Annotated in this window: 16 protein-coding genes; 7 read left to right on the plus strand and 9 right to left on the minus strand. The window is 64.8% G+C overall.

Features of this window, described 5'->3' with window-relative positions:
* The first annotated feature begins 8 nt into the window (after nucleotides 1–8).
* From ACVKN3_RS14055 to msrB, 3 genes are all read left to right on the plus strand, one after another.
* Nucleotides 9–956 carry a YihY/virulence factor BrkB family protein gene (locus ACVKN3_RS14055; protein ID WP_354514796.1) on the plus strand — a complete coding sequence of 316 codons (948 nt, stop codon included), beginning with the start codon at nucleotides 9–11 and terminating at the stop codon, nucleotides 954–956.
* A complete protein-coding gene (locus tag ACVKN3_RS14060) occupies nucleotides 953–1,300 on the plus strand; it encodes a glycine zipper 2TM domain-containing protein (RefSeq protein ID WP_285406654.1) in 348 nt (115 codons plus the stop codon). The genes ACVKN3_RS14055 and ACVKN3_RS14060 overlap by 4 nt, the downstream gene beginning before the upstream one ends.
* Before the next feature lie 78 nt (nucleotides 1,301–1,378).
* Nucleotides 1,379–1,981 carry a peptide-methionine (R)-S-oxide reductase MsrB gene (gene msrB / locus ACVKN3_RS14065; protein WP_354514798.1) on the plus strand — a complete coding sequence of 201 codons (603 nt, stop codon included), beginning with the start codon at nucleotides 1,379–1,381 and terminating at the stop codon, nucleotides 1,979–1,981.
* 164 nt (nucleotides 1,982–2,145) lie between these two features.
* Here the strand turns inward: msrB and ACVKN3_RS14070 are convergent, their stop codons facing one another.
* Nucleotides 2,146–4,482 carry a S9 family peptidase gene (locus tag ACVKN3_RS14070; RefSeq protein WP_354514800.1) on the minus strand — a complete coding sequence of 779 codons (2,337 nt, stop codon included), beginning with the start codon at nucleotides 4,480–4,482 and terminating at the stop codon, nucleotides 2,146–2,148.
* Between the two features lie 88 nt (nucleotides 4,483–4,570).
* Nucleotides 4,571–5,386, minus strand: a complete 816-nt coding sequence (locus ACVKN3_RS14075) for an SDR family NAD(P)-dependent oxidoreductase (protein ID WP_354514802.1) — start codon at nucleotides 5,384–5,386, stop codon at nucleotides 4,571–4,573.
* A 170-nt stretch (nucleotides 5,387–5,556) separates the two neighbouring features.
* On the opposite strand from ACVKN3_RS14075, the gene ACVKN3_RS14080 reads away from it, so the two are divergent.
* Nucleotides 5,557–6,015, plus strand: a complete 459-nt coding sequence (locus ACVKN3_RS14080; protein ID WP_285406645.1) for a PA2169 family four-helix-bundle protein — start codon at nucleotides 5,557–5,559, stop codon at nucleotides 6,013–6,015.
* A 208-nt stretch (nucleotides 6,016–6,223) separates the two neighbouring features.
* Here ACVKN3_RS14080 and ACVKN3_RS14085 read toward each other — a convergent pair whose 3' ends face one another.
* The 3 genes from ACVKN3_RS14085 to wrbA are packed head-to-tail and all read right to left on the minus strand — an operon-like array spanning nucleotide 6,224 to nucleotide 8,222.
* Nucleotides 6,224–6,748 (minus strand): hypothetical protein, encoded by a 525-nt coding sequence (locus tag ACVKN3_RS14085; protein ID WP_285406643.1) that lies wholly within the window; start codon nucleotides 6,746–6,748, stop codon nucleotides 6,224–6,226.
* Between the two features lie 60 nt (nucleotides 6,749–6,808).
* Nucleotides 6,809–7,582: a YdcF family protein gene (locus ACVKN3_RS14090; protein ID WP_354514804.1), complete on the minus strand. Its 774-nt coding sequence runs from the start codon at nucleotides 7,580–7,582 to the stop codon at nucleotides 6,809–6,811.
* 40 nt (nucleotides 7,583–7,622) lie between these two features.
* Nucleotides 7,623–8,222 carry an NAD(P)H:quinone oxidoreductase gene (gene wrbA / locus ACVKN3_RS14095; protein ID WP_285406639.1) on the minus strand — a complete coding sequence of 200 codons (600 nt, stop codon included), beginning with the start codon at nucleotides 8,220–8,222 and terminating at the stop codon, nucleotides 7,623–7,625.
* 114 nt (nucleotides 8,223–8,336) lie between these two features.
* On the opposite strand from wrbA, the gene ACVKN3_RS14100 reads away from it, so the two are divergent.
* Both ACVKN3_RS14100 and ACVKN3_RS14105 read left to right on the plus strand, forming a co-directional pair.
* Nucleotides 8,337–9,305 (plus strand): hypothetical protein, encoded by a 969-nt coding sequence (locus ACVKN3_RS14100; RefSeq protein ID WP_354514807.1) that lies wholly within the window; start codon nucleotides 8,337–8,339, stop codon nucleotides 9,303–9,305.
* A 59-nt stretch (nucleotides 9,306–9,364) separates the two neighbouring features.
* Nucleotides 9,365–9,541: a hypothetical protein gene (locus ACVKN3_RS14105; protein WP_354514809.1), complete on the plus strand. Its 177-nt coding sequence runs from the start codon at nucleotides 9,365–9,367 to the stop codon at nucleotides 9,539–9,541.
* Nucleotides 9,542–9,572: 31 nt separating this feature from the next.
* On the opposite strand, the gene ACVKN3_RS14110 is transcribed toward ACVKN3_RS14105, so the two are convergent.
* A complete protein-coding gene (locus ACVKN3_RS14110; protein ID WP_354514810.1) occupies nucleotides 9,573–11,147 on the minus strand; it encodes an alpha-amylase family glycosyl hydrolase in 1,575 nt (524 codons plus the stop codon).
* A gap of 91 nt (nucleotides 11,148–11,238) precedes the next feature.
* Between ACVKN3_RS14110 and ACVKN3_RS14115 the strand changes: the two genes are divergently transcribed.
* Entirely contained in the window at nucleotides 11,239–12,894 is a 1,656-nt protein-coding gene (locus tag ACVKN3_RS14115) for an alpha-amylase family protein (RefSeq protein ID WP_354514812.1), read from the plus strand.
* Nucleotides 12,895–12,936: 42 nt separating this feature from the next.
* On the opposite strand, the gene ACVKN3_RS14120 is transcribed toward ACVKN3_RS14115, so the two are convergent.
* From ACVKN3_RS14120 to ACVKN3_RS14130, 3 genes are all read right to left on the minus strand, one after another.
* The gene (locus ACVKN3_RS14120; protein WP_185754277.1) at nucleotides 12,937–13,230 is read right to left on the minus strand and encodes an Imm40 family immunity protein; all 294 of its coding nucleotides are present in this window, start codon (nucleotides 13,228–13,230) and stop codon (nucleotides 12,937–12,939) included.
* Between the two features lie 186 nt (nucleotides 13,231–13,416).
* Complete coding sequence (locus ACVKN3_RS14125; protein ID WP_354514814.1) at nucleotides 13,417–14,001, minus strand: hypothetical protein; 585 nt, start codon at nucleotides 13,999–14,001, stop codon at nucleotides 13,417–13,419.
* 90 nt (nucleotides 14,002–14,091) lie between these two features.
* On the minus strand, nucleotides 14,092–14,715 hold the full coding sequence (locus ACVKN3_RS14130; protein ID WP_354514816.1) for a hypothetical protein: 624 nt from the start codon (nucleotides 14,713–14,715) through the stop codon (nucleotides 14,092–14,094).
* Nucleotides 14,716–14,726 lie beyond the last annotated feature (11 nt).

Consider the following 14,726-nt stretch of genomic DNA (forward strand, 5'->3'; position numbering starts at 1 on the left):
GCGAACACGTGCATGCGAGGTTGAAGATGGGCTGGCGGGTCGTCAGCACCACGGTAAAGGGATTCAGCGACGATGAGCTGATGACGCGCGCCGCCGCGCTCGCCTTCTATTCGGCGCTGTCGTTCGCGCCATTGCTGGTGTTGCTGCTGTGGGTGGTGGCCTCGCTCCGTCCCGAGTGGCAGGCCCAGCTGATCGACAGCCTGAACGGCCTGGTCGGCTCGCGCGCCGCCGAAGCCGTGCGGCTGGTGATCGAAAACGCCAAGCAGAAACCCAGCGTGGGCAGCGTGGCCGGCATCATCGGCCTCGGCGTCACCCTGGTCGGCGCCTCCGCCGTGTTCGCCCAGCTGCAAGGCGCCCTGAACCGGGTCTGGGGGCTGCAGCCGAAGCCCGGCAAGGCCACTCATGCGATCCTGACGTGGCTACGCGCGCGCCTGCACGCCCTGGGCCTGCTGCTCTCGCTGGCCTTCCTGCTGGTGATCTCGTTCTCCGCCAGCGCCATGATCGCGGTGTTCGTCCGCGGCGGTACCACCGGCTGGCACGTGCTGGAAACACTGATTTCCCTGGCGGTGTTCGTCGTCATCTTCGGCGCCATCTACAAGGTGCTGCCGGATGCCATCATCGAGTGGCGCGATGCCGTGATCGGCGCCAGCCTGACCGCCCTGCTCTTCGTGGTGGGCAAGTTCGCCATCGGTTTCTACCTGGAGCGCAGCAACGTCGGCGGCCCTTACGGTCCGGCGGGCAGCGTGGTGGTACTGCTGGTATGGGTGTACTACTCGGCCCTGATCCTGCTGCTGGGCGCCGAACTGACCGAGGCCGTGGCCGAGGCGCGAGGCACCCCGATTAAACCGCGGCCATACGCCATGTCGATCAAACCGGAGCCGGCGCAAGTATTTGACCCCTCCGTCACGAGGCCGGGGGTATCCCTGTCGCAGCCCTATAAGGAGGATGCTCAATGAAGACCCATCTGCTCGCCGCTACCCTGTTCGTCGTCGCTACCGGCGCGGCTGTTACCGCTCCGCCGGCCGATGCCCAGAGCCGGCGCAGTCAGCACCAGGTCTGCCGCGACGTCCAGACCAAACAGATCCAGTCCAAGGACAATAACCGCCTGATCGGCACCGGCGTGGGCGCCGTGGCCGGTGGCCTGCTGGGCAACCAGGTGGGCGGCGGCAAGGGCAAGACCCTGGCCACGGTGGCCGGTGCGGTCGGCGGCGGTTACGCCGGCAACCAGATCCAGAAGAACAATCAGAACAAGCACGCGACCTACGAGACCCACCGTGAGTGCCATTGGGTGAACGACTGATCGTGTAAGCCAGACCCCCACGGTCCGGTCTTATCGGAAGGGTGCCACCGGGCACCCTTCCTGCTTTCCGGAGGTTCCATGCGCCACGCCGATCCCGATCGCCGCCGTTTCCTGGGCGTGTTTGCCGCCACGGTCGCGGCCTCCGCCTCGCTGCCCTTCGTCCTGCGCGCCATTAGGCCCGCCATGGCCGCCGAGGCTCCGCCCCCGCTACAGGGCGGCACGGTGACCCTCGACGCCTTCGCGCCCGACAAGAAGCCACTGGGGCCGCACCCCGAGGCCCGCGTGGTGCTGACTGACGACCAGTGGAAAGCGAAGCTGGGCACGAAGTCGTATTACATCACCCGCCAGGAAGGCACCGAGCCGGCCTATACGGGCGAGGGCTGGGACCGGCATGACAACGGCATCTACCGCTGCATCGGCTGCGACACGGCGCTGTATGACTCGGCCACCAAGTTCGAGTCAGGCACGGGGTGGCCCAGCTTCTGGAAACCGATCTCGAAACGGAACGTGGTGGAGAAGATCGACCGCAGCCTGCTCGAGGAGCGCACGGAAGTGAAGTGTGCCCGCTGCGACGCCCATCTCGGCCACGTGTTCGACGATGGCCCCGATCCCACCGGCCTGCGCTACTGCATGAACGCCGGCGCCATGCACTTCGCCCCGGTACCGACAACCGCCGGGTAGGAGCGCATGCCTCTAGGTCGCAGCTTTTCGCGCAACCCGACAAACCCGAGTGTAGGAGCGCACGCACGTGCGCGACATGTTTTGAGGCCGAACGTCCGGGGTTACGCGCTAGCCCGTCAGATTCGGCGAACACATTTCGCGCACATCGTGCACTCCTACATGGGTTAATTGCGGGGCGGCATGGGGGTCAGCTGGAACTCCTTGGGCGGTGTTTCGCCCTTGAGGTAGCGCACGAAGTAGTCCCAGCGGCGGCGCGTCATGTACGGCGTGGCGTCGCCGTAGCCGTGGTGCGCGTTGGGGATCATGACCAGGTCGAAATCCTTGTTCGCCTTGATCAGCGCATCGACCACCAGCAGCGACTCGTACGGCGGGACGTTATCGTCCATCGTGCCGTGCGCGATCATCAGGTGACCCTTCAGGCCGCTGACCCACTTCTGGTTGGCCTGGTCGTCGTAGTTGCTCTTGCCGTCCTTGTCCTTGACCAGCAGGCCCTGCCACTTCTCGGCCCAGTCGTCCTCGTAGTTACGGTTGTCGTGGTTGCCCGACTCCGAGATGCCCACCTTGAACACGTCCGGGTAGCGGAACATGGCCGTGGCCGTGGCGTTGCCGCCGCCGGAGTGGCCCCAGATACCCACGCGATCGCCGTCCAGCCAGCTGTACTTCTGCACCAGCTGCTTCACCGCCAGCACCTGGTCGGGCAGCGTGTTGTCGCCGATGTTCTGGAAATACGCATCGTGGAACGCCTTGGAGCGCCACGGCGTGCCCATGCCGTCCACTGCCACGACCACGAAGCCCAGCTCGGCCAGCGCCTGGTTGTCGCCATGGGCGGGGAGGAAGCTGCGCGTGCGGATCGAGCCCACCTGCGGGCCCGGGTAGATGTAGACGATCAGCGGGTATTTCTTCGACGGATCGAACTTCGACGGCTTGAACATCTGGCCGTAGAGGTCGGTCTTGCCGTCACGCGCCTTCACCGTGAACGCGGTGGGCGGCACCCAGCCGGTGGCCTTCAGGCGGGAGATATCGGCATGGGCGATGTCCTTCACCGTCGCACCGGTATCCGAACGGCGCACCAGCGCCACCGGCGGCGTGTCGATCGTGGAATACGAATCGAAGAAGTAGGTGCCGTCCTTGGAGAGGCTGACCGTATGGTCGGCGTTCTCAGGGGTCAGCAGGGTCAGGCCCTTGCCGTCGAAGCCCACCTTGTAGAACTGCTGGTAGTACGGATCGACGCCCTTCTCACGACCCACGCCACGGAACCAGATCGTCTTCGTCTTCGGGTCGATGCGCAGCACCTCGGTGACGTTCCAGTCGCCCTGGGTGATCGCCTGTTCCAGCTTGCCGGTCTTCAGGCTGTACATGTACAGGTGGCCCCAGTTGCTCCGCTCGGAGAACCAGATCACCTGGTCGGTCTCGGGCACGTATTGCCAGTTGACCGTACCGTTGCCGCTCTCGAAATAGGTCTTGGCCTTTTCCTCGAACACCGTGCGCACGTCGCCGGTTTCCGGGTTGGCCACGCGGAACCATTCGTGCGTGTGATCGCGCGAGGTGGACACGAAGGCAATGCTCTTGCCGTCGCCCGCCCAGCGCACGTCGTCCCACACGCCGGGGCTGCACGACACATCGTCGCAAAGCGAAGAGCGATGCTGGTCGGCGGGCATCTTGAAGCGCACCACGGTTTTCGTCGGCACGTCGATCACGACGCGCTCGATCATGGTCACGTCCTTGTCGCCGGGCAGCGGGTATTTCCAGGTGTCCACCTTGGGATGGCCGACGTTGGTGGTGACCAGGGTCATCTCGCCGGTCTTGCGCTGGTCCTGCTGGAACGTGGCGATCTTCTTCGAATCGGGCGACCACACGAGGATCGCCTCGTCGGTGTGCTGCCAGCCGGCGTTGTCCGTGGCGTAACCGAAATCCTTGATGCCATCGGTGGTCAGGCGCGTTTCGGCACCCGTGGCCAGGTCGCGCACCCACAGGTTCCAGTCGCGGATGAAGGCCTCCGACTTGCCGTCCGGCGACTTCAGGCCCGGCTCATCGCCGTAGGGCTTGCCGGCCGCGTCCTTCTTCACCGCGGCGATCTCGCACTTGCCGATCGCCTTGTCGCAGACGTAGTGCTTGCCGCGCGAGGTCACGTCCAGGCCGTCGTCCGGGCGGACGACGAACGTGCTCACCGGCAGCTGGCCGGGCTCCACCTTCGTGCCCGACGCCTTCGACAGCGCGGCGGCCAGCTTGTCGCGGTCGAACGCGCGCGAGGCCTGGCCCGTGGCGGCATCGACGGTAAGGAACTGGTCGCCGTCCTTGTCGTGGTCGCGGTACCAGAAATGGCCGTCGTCGACCCAGGTGACCCGCTGGACGGAGTGGTCCACCAGCGTGGAAGCGTGGCCCAGGAAGGAATCGGCACGCTTGTAGTCGTCGAGGGTGACGGCCTGCGCGGACGCCGCGGCGGCCCCGATCAGTCCGAGGAGGACGGCGCCGGAAAGCGCCGCGGTGCGTTTGGTCGACATAGGGGTTCCCCATCACAGCAACGGCGCAGGGCGCGCCGCGAACCGGACGAGGCTATCCCCCACGCGCGCCCGCGGCGTATGCCATTGGTCACGGGTGCGGACGACGTCCCACCCGGAAGCGCCGACCTTGCCGTTCGATCATGGCCAGCGCCAGCGCATCGGGCAGCAGCTTGAACAGGGACTTGATCGCTGTGTTGACCCGACCGTTGACGTAGACGGCCTTGCCGGCGTCGGCCGCGTCCAGGCCCTGTCGCGCCACCGTGGCGGCGTCCATCCACAACCAGCGCGGCATCTTCGAGACCAGCTCGCGCGAGCCGGTCACGTCGTGGAACTCCGAATAGGTAAAGCCCGGGCACACCGCCGTGGTATGGACACCGGTGCCCTTGCCCTCGAGCGCCAGCGACTGCGACAGCTTGATCAGATAGGCCTTGGACGCCGCATACAGCGTGTGCCCCGCCGAGCCGGGCAGGTGGCCCGCCAGCGAGGCGATGTTGACGATGCGGCCATAGCCACGCGCCTGCATGGACGGCAACAGGCGCCAGGCCAGTTCTGTCGGGGCGGTCATCAGCACCTGGATGAAGTCGGCATGCGCGGACCAGGGCTGCTCGTGGAAATACCCGCTGACGCCGTAGCCGGCGTTGTTGATCAGTACGTCGATCGCCAGGCCTTGGGCCTCCAGGGCCGCGACGAGTGCCTCCGGACCGTCGGGACGGGCCAGGTCCAGCGGCGCCACGATCGCTTCGATGCCGTGCCGGTCGCGCAATTCGGCGGCGAGCTTTTCCAGGCGGTCGGCCCGGCGTGCGGTGAGCACCAGGTCGTGGCCGCGACGGGCCAGTTCGCGGGCGAACGCCTCGCCGATGCCGGCGGATGCGCCGGTGACCAGCGCGCGACGATTCGATGCCATGGACGTTCCTCGATACATGTTCGCGATGGGAAGTATGCACCCGCGTTACATGAACGGGGCCCCGGTGTGTTCATGGATGAGACGCGGCTTTCACGGATTCATGCACCCCGTGACCGCGATGCTTGGGCTCCTTTAAACGACTCGATCCGAGTCATCCCTGGAGCCCGACCATGACCAGCAACGACCACGATATCAAGGTTCTCAACAGCCTCATCGAGACCACCATCGACAGCGCCGAGGGCTACGGCGAAGCCGCGAAGGATGCCGAGAACACCCGTTACGCCTCGACCTTCCAGCAGCGCGCCGGCGAGCGTCGCCAGGCCGCGCAGGCCCTGCAGGCACAGGTCCGTGCACTGGGTGGCAACCCGGAAGACGACGGCACCATCCTTGCCAAGGCGCACCGCATGTTCGTCGAGCTACGCGCGAAGATGAGCTCGAAGGACGACACCGCGATCGTCGACGAAGTCGAGCGTGGCGAAGACCACATCAAGCACAAGTACGAAGACGCGCTGAAGGACACCGAAGTCTCGGCCTCCAGCCGCGCCGTGATCGAGCAGGCCTATGTGTCGGTCAAGACCGGCCACGACCAGATGCGCGACCTCAAGCACGCCCTGCACGGCACGAACTGATCCTTCATTGATCGGTAAAAAAAACGGGCCCACTGGGCCCGTTTTTTTTGTGTCGCCGTAACCTGCCGTCGTAGGAGCCCACGATGTGGGCGATTGCGGTGTGAGCGATCCCGGTATGCCATTCCCGCGTCGGTGATGGCGTTCATCATCGTCGACGCGGGGGGACGAGCATCGCCCACATCGTGGGCTCCTACACGGCCTTTTTGCCTTACTTGGCGGCGGGATCGGGCTCTTCGTTCATCAGCGCGTTGATCTGGCCCTTGTGCGCTTCGTAGAAGGCCACGTTCTTCTGGTTGACCTTGGACTGGTCGACGTAAGCGGCCATCTGCGGGTTGCCCTTCGCTTCCGAGGCGATGGCCGCGTTGGTGACGGCGAGGTTGGCGAGCAGGAACTCGCGCGGCGTGAAGCCGTACTTCTTGATCAGCGGCGCGATGCGCGGATCGGAATCCGTGACCTGCTTGGCCAGGTCGTCCAGCGAGTGGATCTTCGAGAAATCGGTCTTGGCGTCCTTGGGCTTGATGCCCTGCGCCTTGGCTTCCTGCGACACCTTGACGATGCGGTTGAACACGTCGTCGGTGAGGTTGAAGTTCTGGATGGCCTGCTTGTCGGACGCGGGAATCTGCGATGCCGGATTGGCGGCGGCCGGGGCCGGGGCGGCCTGCTGGGCAAACGATGCCACCGGCGCGAGGGTAGCGGTAGCCAGCAGCGCGGCAAGGATATAACGAGACTTCACGGGCAACTCCTTCAGGGATAGGTCCGTGGTGGACGTGGCGATAGCTTAAGTGGCCGGATGTTATGTGTTCGTGGGCGGCGTTGCGCTTCCTTCAGGAAGCTTCGGGCCGTTCCAGCCCATCAGGTTGTAGAAATCGTAGCGCCACACACCTACGTATTCGTGGATGGCGAAATCGGCAAAGGAGAGGTTTTCCGAAGTGGGCAGCCAGTCGTAGCGGGCCGTGACGTAATCGCCGCGCACCGGCTCGCCGTGTATGCCGAAGTGGTCGAAGTAGATCATCGCCCGGCGCAGGTGCACCGCCGAGGACACCAGCACCACCTTGTCCGCGCCGTAGGACATCAACAGCGGCTTGCTGAACTGCGCGTTCTCGAAGGTGTTCATGCTGCGCGATTCCAGCATCAGGTCCGCGCGCGGTACGCCCAGCCGATCGAGGCTGATCGCATACACATCGGCCTCCGCCTGCTTCAGGTGCGCCGCATCCCCACCGCTCACTTCCACCTTGCAGTCGGCCCCGGTGGCCTTGCACGCCCTGTAGAGCTCAGCCGCGCGAAGAATGCGACCGTTGGCGTAGAGGCTGGGCTCGATGGACCCCACCCCGCTACGCACCGTACCGGCACCGAGCAGCACGATGGCGTTGCGCTGCCCCCACTGGGCCACGTCGGGCGCATAGCCCGCCTGCAGGTTGGACAGCAGCAGGCCGGTCAGCGGGCCGCAGCCGGCGAAGAACAGCCAGCCGACGGCCAGCACCATCAGCACGCGGCCGGCAAGACGGCGGCGCAGGCGCATCGACAGCAGGGCGATGGCCAGGAGGATCAGGAAAAGGATGAGTGTCATGGGGCCGAGCGTAGCAAAGCCCCATGGCATTTGTTGCGCGTCAGCCGAACAGTTTCGTCGCGATCTCGGCAATATGCTTGCCCTGGAAACGGGCACCGGCCAGTTCGTTCTCGCTGGGCTGACGGGACCCGTCGCTGGCCGCGATCGTGGTAGCGCCGTACGGGCTGCCGCCCGTCACCTCGTCCAGCTTCAACTGGCCCTGGAAGCTGTACGGCAGGCCGACCGGGATCAGGCCGAGGTGCAGCAGGTTGGTGATCAGCGAGAACAGGGTGGTCTCCTGCCCGCCGTGCTGCGAGGCCGTCGAGACGAACGCGCCGCCCACCTTGCCGTTGAGGGCACCGCGCGACCACAGCGAGCCGGTCTGGTCGAGGAAGGTGGCCATCTGGGCGCTTAGCCGGCCGTAGCGGGTGCCCGTGCCCAGGATGATCGCGTCGTAGGACTCCAGCTCGTCCACCCGGGCGATCGGCGCCGCCTGGTCCAGCTTGAAATGCGAACTGCGCGCCACGTCGTCCGGCACCGTCTCCGGCACGCGCTTGATGTCGACCTGGGCACCCGCCTCGCGGGCGCCTTCCGCCACGGCCTGCGCCATGGTTTCGATATGGCCATAGGCCGAGTAATAAAGAACGAGCACCTTCGCCACGGCGAATCTCCTGTATCGAAAGGGGGAGTGGCCACCGTAGGGCCGCCGGTGTTTACACCACGTGGTGGCGGGACGGTACAGTGGGCCACCTGGCATACCGGACGCCTTTCCCTCGTGTCGATCGAAGAAGCGATCACGCCCACCCGAAGCGAGCCGCTGACCGCGGAGCGCGCGTACGAGCTCTACTGGGCCGACCTGCTGGGCGAGGCACCGGTCTTCCACTGCATCGGCCAGGGGTGCACCGCCCAGCTGATCTGCGCCTGCCTGGAGAAACCCGAGCAGAACCTGCGGATTCGCCCGTACTTCCGCTCCCGCCGGATCGACGACCACGCCGACACCTGCGAGGTGGTGCACGCCACCGGCGAGGCCAGGAAGGACAAGCAACCCGACGTGTTCGAGGCCGAGCGCCCCGCCGATCATTTCCGCGCGGTGCCGCCGGTCAGCGGCTTGGCGGCCATCCCGCCGAGTCAGGGCACGCCACCCGACCAAAGCCCGCCGACGCCCGGGGATCCCGCCGCCAGCCGCCCGCGCCGTGTCACGACGGCAGCGACCACCCGACGGCCCAGCCACTACTACCGCCTCTCGTCACTGGTGCAGAAATTCCTCGAACACCGCCGTGACCACGACCTCGCCGAGGCCCAGGTGGAGATCGGTGGGGAAACCACCACCTACGAAGCCCTGTTCCGCAACGTCTTCCGGCAGAAAGTGGCCGACCTTGCCGGCACCCGGGCGGTATGGTGGGGTGCGGCCTCCCTGCGCGCCACGAAGGAGGGCGGGTATTACCTGAAGTTCTCGCGCCCGTTCCGCCACGGCGATGACGAACTGCGCCCGACCATCACCCTCACCGCGAAGGACATCGATGCCTATCCCGTGCGCAAGCTGCTGCGCGCCCGGCTGGACAAGCTGATCGCCGAATCCGGCGGCTACTGCGTGGTGTTCGTGTGGGCGAAACCGTGGATGCCCAAGGACGCCGAGAAACCGTTCGTTCGTTTCTATGCCAACAACCTGGACCACATCGACGTGCGCGGACCGGAGATCCTGCAGGAGCTGGCGAGCACATCGCGAGTAAAGCCCGGCGCGTGACCCATGGCCGTCGGCAGCCCGCTGACGCCGCGTTGACCGCCGGACGCTAAGATGGCGCCATGGTCCGCAAACGCCGCCTCCGCCTGCCCTTCGTGCGTCACCCGCGCGACGCCACGCACGATTTCGACGATGCCAGCTACGACGGCGGCGCATCCGGCGGCGCCTATCTGCGGCACATCGTCGTCGTGGCCGTTCTACTGGGCGTTATCGGCCTGATCCTGCGCGAGTCCCTTTGACCCGAAGCGTCAGGCATCGCCCGGGCATCGCTTATCCCAGGTAGATCCGCCCCTCGGATGCCTGCAGCGCACCGCGCCGGATATCCCCCCGCGTGGAAAGCACGCACGGTCCGACCGGCTCGTCGATCGGCAACTCCGCCGGTGCATCGGTGAAATTGAGTACGACCACGAGACGTTCGTCCCCCTCGACGCGCTCATACGCCAGTACCGCATCACTGGCGCCGAGGATACGCACGTTGCCTGCGCTCAGCGCCCGCGACGCCCGGCGCATCCACAGCAACGAGCGATACAACGACCAGATCGACGCAGGATCGGCGGACTCCGTCGCCACGTTACGGGTCGCCACGTCGTCGCCCAGGCGCAGCCACGGCACACCATCGGTGAAGCCGGCGCCCGGTGCACCGGTCCAGCGCATCGGTGTGCGCTGCGGGTCACGGCCCAGGCCCTTGTCCGGCTCGTTGAGTTCGAACGGATCGCGCACTTCCGCACGCGGGATGGCCACGTCGCGCATGCCGATCTCGTCGCCGTAATACAGCGTCGGCGTACCCCGCAGGGTCAGCAGCAGCATCGCCGCAATGCGGGCCTGCGCGTCGCCCACGCGCGAGGCAATGCGAGGCTTATCGTGGTTGCCCAGCACCCAGTTGGGCCAGCCGCCCGGCGGCAGGGCCGCCTCGTACCGCTCGACCAGCGAGGCAATGTCACGCGCGTTCCAGGGGGCGCCGATCAGCAGGAAGTTGAACGGCAGATTGGCGCCCTGCAGGCGGTCGCCGTAATAGGCGACGATGCGCTCCAGTGGCAGGTAAAGCTCCCCGATCAACACGCGATCGGGAAACTCGTCGACCACCGCGCGCATCGCGGCTACCACCTCTATGGTTTCCGGCAGGTCGGCGATGTGGGTCGGCAGGAAACGGTTGGCCTCCGAATCGATGCCCTCGCGGTAATCCGGATTGAGCGGGTTGTCGCGGAACTGCGCGTCCTTCATCACGTGGTACAGCACGTCCACGCGGAAGCCGTCCACGCCCCGGCGCAGCCAGAAACGCATCGACTCGAACATGGCCTCGCGCAGCGCGGGGTGACGCCAGTTGAGGTCGGGTTGCTTGTCCAGGAACAGGTGCAGGTAGTACTGGCCGGTGGTCGCGTCCAGCGTCCAGGCACTGCCGCCGAAGTTGGACAGCCAGTTATTGGGCGGCCCGCCGCCGGGGGCAGGATCGCGCCAGATGTACCAGTCGCGGAACACGCTGTCGCGCGAACGGCGGCTCTCACGGAACCACGGGTGCTCGTCGGAGCTGTGGTTGGGCACGAAATCCAGGATGACCTTCAGCCCCAGCGCATGCGCATCGGCGATCATGGCATCCATCCGCGCGATGTCACCGAACAGGGGATCGACGCCGCGGTAGTCGCTGACGTCGTAGCCAAAGTCGGCCATCGGCGAGGGATAGGTCGGCGAGATCCAGATCGCGTCCACGCCGAGGTCGGCCAGGTAGGGCAGCTTGCCGCGCAGCCCTTCGAGATCGCCGATACCGTCGCCGTTCGCGTCGGCGAAGGAGCGGGGGTAGACCTGGTAGATGACGCCCTCGCGCCACCAGCTACGTGCTGTCATCGTCATGCGGCAAAGCGTGCCGGGGCCGATGTGTAGGTAATGCCTTCACGCCCGGCCCCTTACGCTCCCGCCATCCCCGCCTGCCGCGAGCGCCGTCATGATCAACGACCTCTGGTACAAGAACGCCGTGATCTACTGCCTGTCCGTGGGCAGTTTCCAGGACTCCAACGGCGACGGCATCGGCGATTTCCAGGGCCTGTCGCGGCGGCTGGATTACCTGCAGGGCCTGGGCGTCACCGCTGTCTGGCTGATGCCCTTCCAGACCTCGCCCCTGCGCGACGGCGGCTACGACATCGCCGACTACTACAACGTGGACCCGCGCTACGGCACGCTGGGCGACTTCGTCGAGTTCACCCACGCCGCCCACCAGCGCGGCATGCGCGTGCTGATCGACCTCGTGGTGAACCACACCTCCGACAAGCACCCCTGGTTCCGCGAGGCCTGCCGCAATCCATCCTCGAAGTACCGCGACTGGTACGTGTGGTCGAAGACGCGCCCGGCCAATGCCGATGAAGGCATGGTGTTCCCCGGCGTGCAGAAGAGCACGTGGACGCACAACGCGCAGGCCAAGGCGTGGTATTTCCACCGCTTCTACGACTTCCAGCCCGACCTGGACACCGCCAACCCCTACGTGCAGGCCGAGATCCTGAAGATCATGGGCTTCTGGACGCAGCTGGGCGTGTCCGGTTTCCGCATGGACGCCGTGCCCTTCGTCATCGCGACCAAGGGCGCGGACGTGAAGAAGCCGAAGGAGCAGTTCGACATGCTGCGCTCCTTCCGCGAACTGCTGCAGTGGCGCAAGGGTGACGCGATCATCCTGGGGGAAGCCAACATCCTGCCCAAGGACGATATGCAGTACTTCGGCGACGATGGCGATCGCCTGCAGATGATGTTCAATTTCCAGGTCAACCAGAACCTGTTCTATGCGCTGGCCGCCGCGGACGTGCGCCCGCTGGTCAAGGCGCTGGAGAAGACCAAGCCGCGTCCGGCCACCGGGCAGTGGGCACTGTTCCTGCGCAACCACGACGAGCTCGACCTGGGCCGCCTGACCAAGGCGCAGCAGGCGAAGGTGTTTGCCGAGTTCGGACCGGACAAGGACATGCAGCTGTACGACCGCGGCATCCGCCGGCGCCTGGCGCCGATGCTGCGTAACGACCGCCGCCGCCTGGAGTTGGCCTATTCGCTGATGCTCACCCTGCCCGGCACGCCGGTGATCCGCTACGGCGACGAGATCGGCATGGGCGACGACCTGTCGCTACCCGAGCGCGAATGCGCGCGCACGCCCATGCAGTGGTCGACCGAACGGCTGGGCGGCTTTACCGACGCGAAGCGCTCCGTCGGCAAGGTGATCGCGGAAGGCCCGTTTGGCTACCCCCATGTCAACGTGGCCGAACAGCGGCGGGACCCGGATTCGCTGCTGAACTGGATGGAGCGGGTCATCCGCATGCGCAAGGAAATCCTGGAGGTGTCCTGGGGCGATTTCGAGGCTATACCGCTGGACGACGATGCGATCCTAATGATCCGCTACACCTGGCGCGGCAACGCCGTCGTGTTCCTGCACAACCTGTCCGACGCACCCTGCGAGGCCGTGTTCTCCCGGGACGGGCAACTGACCAACGTACTCTCCGACGACCACAGCGAGCCCGATGTGCGCGGCATGCATCGCATCCTGCTGGAACCGTACGGGTACCGCTGGTTCCGCGAGGGTGGGCTTGGCTACATCCTCAAGCGGAAGGAAGTGGATGGGGTTTGAGGCGGAAAGCGGGCTTGCCCACTTGCCAGACATGACGACGGATCAGAACACCTGGGCGACTACCATGGAAAAGAGCGCGGTCTTGTTCGCAGGCACCTGATATCCGCGGATGTAATCGCGAGTCTCCAGGATGGAACGAATGACGTACTCAGCAGCAGTCTCGCCCGGATTCGGCTTGGTGTCCCAGTAGGCACGCGGCATCTCAAAGCCCTGCGCTGTTGCGTAGAAAACGTCTCCGCCGAGAATCGCCACCCCGGTACCCTCTAAGGTCTCAGCGGCATCCACTGCATCGTCGGCCAGCAGCGCCACATCGGCTACTCCCAACGACTCCATCATGGGAACGCCGCATTCTTGGAGCACTTGCACGTAGGACGCAGGAAGACTCAAAAGACTACTCCTCGATTGTGGACATGCGCTTGGACTAATTTTCTGGTCGCCATCCAAGAGGCACGCTGGGTCACGCGAGCATCGACCACCCAACATTAGAAGCGAGCCGGCGAAATCATCCGCAAATCTTGTCGTTCAGTGCGATAACGGCCGCTCGTGGGGGCCGAGCACCTTCCAGGAGTTGATTTCGATCGAGAGTTCGGGGTCATGACGTAGCTCGGCGATGACGTCCGCGATGCCCCGGTTTGTTCCGCGCCTGCGCCGGATAGGAGCCAGGAGCAGTACCCTATTCGGTAAAGCGTGATCGCGTAAAAGCTCGATAAGCTCGGGTATTCGCCGTGGCGGGCAGCTTGCGGCAACAGCCGCAGCCAATGCCATGTTGACATCACCCGGACCCTCGTTTTTTTGACCGGCAGAAGCTTTGTACATGGACACAATGTCGTCCCAGCGTGGCTGCGCTTCTTTCCTTGCAAGCAACCTGGCGAGTGATTCGAGCGTGCCAGCCGAATAATGTCTTTTGAGGTGATTCAAGATTATCGGGAGAGCATGTCGAAACGTGCTCGCGGACACATGGGTAAGGCGATTTACTATATCGACACGGATACCGACGCTTGCCAGTTCTTCCAGAAGTTCTCTCTGCTCGATCTTGAACGCAGCGATCCTCGCTTCAATTCGGGCTTCGAGCTCAGCTTTATATTTTCGTCCTTCCGCGGTCAGCATGAACCATTTCCTCTGACTATGAGTGAGTCAGCACGCGATCGAGCATGAATCCTTACAGGAGGTCCGCTGCGAGCTTATGCAAAACAGGAACTAGCCTTGCAAGAACTTTATCTCGTGCAGTTGTTTCGATGAAATCACGGGCGTAGACCGCGCGCGTTCGCGAAGACACTTGATCAGCGCATGAAAATCGGCAAGTCGATCCGCTTCCAGAACATCGGCTTCCTGGGAGGACAATTCACGGTCAACCCAAGGATGATGGGAAATCATCCTATCCATCTCCGCCGTAAGCTTGTAAAACCCGGCAACCTCCAGGTGACTGAAAAGCACCTGTCCGGCCGCCCGGTCCGCCATGTTGTAAGCAGCCTCCCGTATCTCCACCAGCCGCCTGATCTCTCGCGTCTTCGAAAACTCCACAAGTAGCTCGAACGATTCCAGAAAAGATTCCGCATACGGCGACTCGGTGATCGGTGGCACGTCAGGCGATGGATAAAGCCGCTCGATCACTTCCCGCACCGGAAGCCCACTGCCTTCGATGACGAAGTGCCAGACGCTATCGAGAATAGTATTGACGGGTGTATGGCCGTGCGGGGGTGCCCACAGACCATACCCAACACTCATCCGATCCAATGCGGCCGCAGCCACTGCTGCGGCGCGACCGGGGCCGAGACGCTCAAGAGCTGATTGATCGAGCCGTCTATCGAACCGGTTATTCATAGGGGAGGCGT

The sequence above is a fragment of the Luteibacter sp. PvP120 genome, from assembly GCF_054055715.1.